Source organism: Acidovorax sp. KNOB132, from assembly GCF_057541515.1.
On sequence record NZ_BAAJYT010000319.1, the window covers coordinates 1 to 3,738 of the forward strand.

4 protein-coding genes are annotated in these 3,738 nt (G+C 72.4%); all 4 read left to right on the forward strand.

Features of this window, described 5'->3' with window-relative positions:
• A partial coding sequence (locus tag AC27IO_RS21725; protein ID WP_498740709.1) for a helix-turn-helix transcriptional regulator occupies window positions 1–378 on the forward strand: 378 nt, incomplete at its 5' end.
• Window positions 379–445: 67 nt separating this feature from the next.
• Entirely contained in the window at window positions 446–1,237 is a 792-nt protein-coding gene (locus AC27IO_RS21730) for a fumarylacetoacetate hydrolase family protein (protein ID WP_317353900.1), read from the forward strand.
• A 943-nt stretch (window positions 1,238–2,180) separates the two neighbouring features.
• Window positions 2,181–2,372 (forward strand): hypothetical protein, encoded by a 192-nt coding sequence (locus AC27IO_RS21735; RefSeq protein ID WP_487116209.1) that lies wholly within the window; start codon window positions 2,181–2,183, stop codon window positions 2,370–2,372.
• A gap of 108 nt (window positions 2,373–2,480) precedes the next feature.
• On the forward strand, window positions 2,481–3,578 hold the full coding sequence (gene queA, locus AC27IO_RS21740; protein WP_487090927.1) for a tRNA preQ1(34) S-adenosylmethionine ribosyltransferase-isomerase QueA: 1,098 nt from the start codon (window positions 2,481–2,483) through the stop codon (window positions 3,576–3,578).
• The last annotated feature ends 160 nt before the right edge of the window (window positions 3,579–3,738 follow it).

Below are 3,738 nucleotides of genomic sequence, written 5' to 3' on the forward strand. Positions count from 1 at the left end.
AGCCGCCGCGCGGCCATGGCCCGGCTGCTGCGCTACCTGCGCGGCGAACTGGCCGGCGACCCCACGCTGGCCGACGCGGCCGAGGCCGCCTGCCTGTCCCCCAACTACCTGGCCCACCTCATCAAGAAGGAAACCGGCAAGACCTTCACCGAGCTGCTGACCGAACGCCGGCTCGCCCTGGCGCAGGAACTGCTGCTGGCCACGGGCGAGCGCATCGGCGAGATCGCACGGCGCTGCGGCTTTGCCGACGAGGCGTATTTCGCCCGGCGCTTTCGGCAGTGGCACGGGCTGAGCCCCAGCGCCTGGCGCGCGCAGCGGCTGCGCGAACTGCAGGGCACGGCCGTGGCGGTGCCCGGTTCCGTCCAAGTTGTGCGCTGAATCGTCCGGGTGCGCCACGCCGGCGAACCTTAAGCTTTCCGTTGACCAAAACAACGGAGACGCTTTCATGGACCTGAACCGCCGAGACCTTTTGATGACCTCTTCCGCCACCCTGGGCGGCGCCCTGGCCGCAGGCTGCGCCAGCGTGACCGCCACCCCGTCCCAGCCCGCGCCGTTTTCGCTGAGCGTGCCGGCCGTGCCCATCGCCGGCAGCCGCGAAGTCTTTCCCGTGCACCGCATCTACTGCATCGGCCGCAACTACGCGGCCCATGCGCGCGAGATGGGGTCCGACCCGACGCGCGAGCCGCCCTTCTTCTTCCAAAAGCCCAACGACGCGGTGCAGTTCGTGCCGCCGGGCACCACGGTGGACCACCCCTACCCCGCCCTCACCCGCAACTACCACTACGAGGTGGAGCTGGTGGCCGCACTGCAAAGCGGCGGGCGCAACATCGCGCCGGAGCAGGCGCTGCAGCACGTGTACGGCTATGCCGTGGGCCTGGACATGACGCGCCGCGACCTGCAAAGCGACATGAAGGACCAGAAGAAGCCCTGGGAGATCGGCAAGAGCTTCGACCTGTCGGCCCCCATCGGCCCGATCCACCGCACGGCCCAGACCGGCCACTTTCCCAAGGGCGCCATCACGCTGTCGGTGAACGGCACGGTCAAGCAGAGCGCCGACCTGGCGCAGATGATCTGGAGCGTGGCCGAGCAGATCAGCAACCTGTCGCAGGCGTTCGAGCTCAAGGCCGGCGACCTGATCTACAGCGGCACGCCCGAGAACGTGGGCGCCGTGGTGCGCGGGGACCTCATGGTGGCGCACATCGACGGCCTGCCGGACCTCTCGCTGCGCGTGGTCTGAACCGGGCCGCAGCGGCGCCGAGAAGGCGTTTGCGGGCCGGCCGGCGTGGCGGTGGCACACTGCCCCGCCATGACCTCTCCTTCCGCTCCTGAGCACCGCCGTGGGTGCGCGGCACGCGCCGTCGTTGCCCTCATGGCGCATGCCGCCTTCCGGTCCCGCTGGCTGGTCCTGCCGCTGCTGGCCCTGGCCGCCGGGCTGACCCAGGCGGCGGGCCTGCGCATGATCGAGGTGCCCGCCGATGCCCAGGGCCCGGCATTGCGCGGCGCGATCTGGACACCCTGCGCCACGCCGCCGGGGCCCGTCGGCATCGGCCCGCTCACCCTGGAGGCGGTGCGCGACTGCCCCGTGCAGGGTGCACCGCTGCCGCTGGTCATCGTCTCGCATGGCTCGGGCGGCACCGCCTTCAGCCACCACGACACGGCCGCGGCGCTGGCCGATGCGGGCTTTGCCGTCGCGGCCATCAGCCACCCGGGCGACAACGCGCAGGACCTGAGCCGCCAGGGCCAGCTTTCCGCGTTCGCCACACGGCCGGCCGACATGCGGCGGCTCACCGACTACCTGCTGGGCACCTGGCCCGGCCACGCGGAGCTGGCCCCCGGGCGCATCGGCTTCTTCGGGTTCTCGCGCGGCGGCACCACGGGGCTCGTGGCCCTGGGCGCAGTGCCGGACTTCACCCAGCGCCCCGAGCTGTGCCCGGCCGGCTCGCCCATCCCGCTGTGCACCGAGATCCGCAATCGCTCCTGGCCCGCGGTGCCCGCGCCGGACCCGCGCATCCGCGCCGCGGTGATCGCCGACCCACTGAACTTCTTCACCCCCGAGACACTGCAGGCCGTGAAGGCCCCCGTGCAGCTGTGGGCCTCCGCGCTGGGCGGCGATGGCGTCACGCCCGGCAGCGTCGAGGCCCTGCGCCGCGCGCTGCCGGCTCCCCCCCGAATGGCACGGGGTGCCCCAGGCGGGGCATTTCGCGTTCCTCGCGCCCTGCTCCGCCGCCCTGGCCGAGCGGCTGCCCGCCCTTTGCCGCGATGCGCCCGGCTTCGACCGCATCGCCTTCCATGCGGCGTTCCACCGCGAGGTGATCGCGTTCCTGCGCCAGCAGTTGGCGCCGGCCGGAGCCAGCGGCCCTTCGGCACGCTAGGGGCAGGCGCAGCCGCGCCCAGCACCGCCCCAGGGGCCCATGGGACAATCGCCCGCTGTTTTTGGTCGTTCTTTCCTTGGAACGGGCCCGTCCGGCCCTCAAGCCCCCATGCCTGCCAGCCCCCGCACCTTCACGCTCAGCGATTTCGATTTCACGCTGCCCCCGCAGCTCATTGCCCAACACCCCGCCCCCGAACGCAGCGCCTCGCGCCTGCTGGACGGCCGCAGCACCGAGCCGGCCGACCGGGTCTTTCGCGACCTGCCCGGGCTGCTGCGCGCGGGCGACCTGCTGGTGTTCAACGACACGCGCGTGGTCAAGGCCCGCGTGTTCGGCGAGAAGGCCAGCGGCGGCAAGCTGGAGCTGCTGATCGAGCGCGTGCTGACCGGCAACGAGGTGGTGGCGCACATGAAGGTGAGCAAGAAGCCCCTGCCCGGTGCCGTGGTGCATCTGGCGGGCGGATTGGCCGGTGGCGGCTTCGACGCCACGCTGCTGTCGCGCTGGCCCGAGGACGACGGCCCGCTGTTTCGCTTCGCGCTGCGGGGCCCCGCGGGCGAGACGCCCTACGACCTGATGGAGCGGCACGGCCACCTGCCGCTGCCACCCTACATCGAGCGGCACCAGGAGGGCGGCGAGGACCCCGATGCCGCCGAGGACGCACAGCGCTACCAGACCGTCTTCGCCCGGGCCCCCGGCGCGGTGGCAGCCCCCACGGCGGCGCTGCACTTCGATGCGGGTGTGCTGGCCGACCTGGAGGCCCGCGGCGTGGAGCGCGCCAGCGTCACGCTGCACGTGGGCGCCGGCACCTTCCAGCCCGTCAAGACCGAGAACCTGGCCGAGCACCAGATGCACAGCGAGTGGTACGAGGTGCCCCTGGCCACGCTGGCCGCGCTGGAGCGCTGCCGCCAGCGCGGGGGCCGCGTGGTGGCGGTGGGCACGACGACCGTGCGCACGCTCGAATCGTGGGCCCTGAGCGGCCAGGCCACGGGCGACACGCGCATCTTCATCACGCCCGGCTTCGGCTTCCGGGTGGTGGACGTGCTGGTCACCAACTTCCACCTGCCCAAGAGCACGCTGATGATGCTGGTGAGCGCCTTCGCGGGCTACGAGCACGTGATGGGCCTGTACCGCCACGCCATCGCGCAGGGGTACCGCTTCTTCAGCTACGGCGACGCCATGCTGCTGCAGCGCCCGCAGCCGGCGCACTGAACGCGGGCCGCCCGCGCCGTGACGAACCGCTCCGAGACGCCGCCCCCGCCGCCGCTCTGCTGCTGGGCCTGCGCAAGCAGTCGCCCTGGCAACTGGCCGACATCTACCGCATCTTTCCGCGCCTCAAGGAGCGGCGCCGCAACGGCGCGGGAGCTGTGGG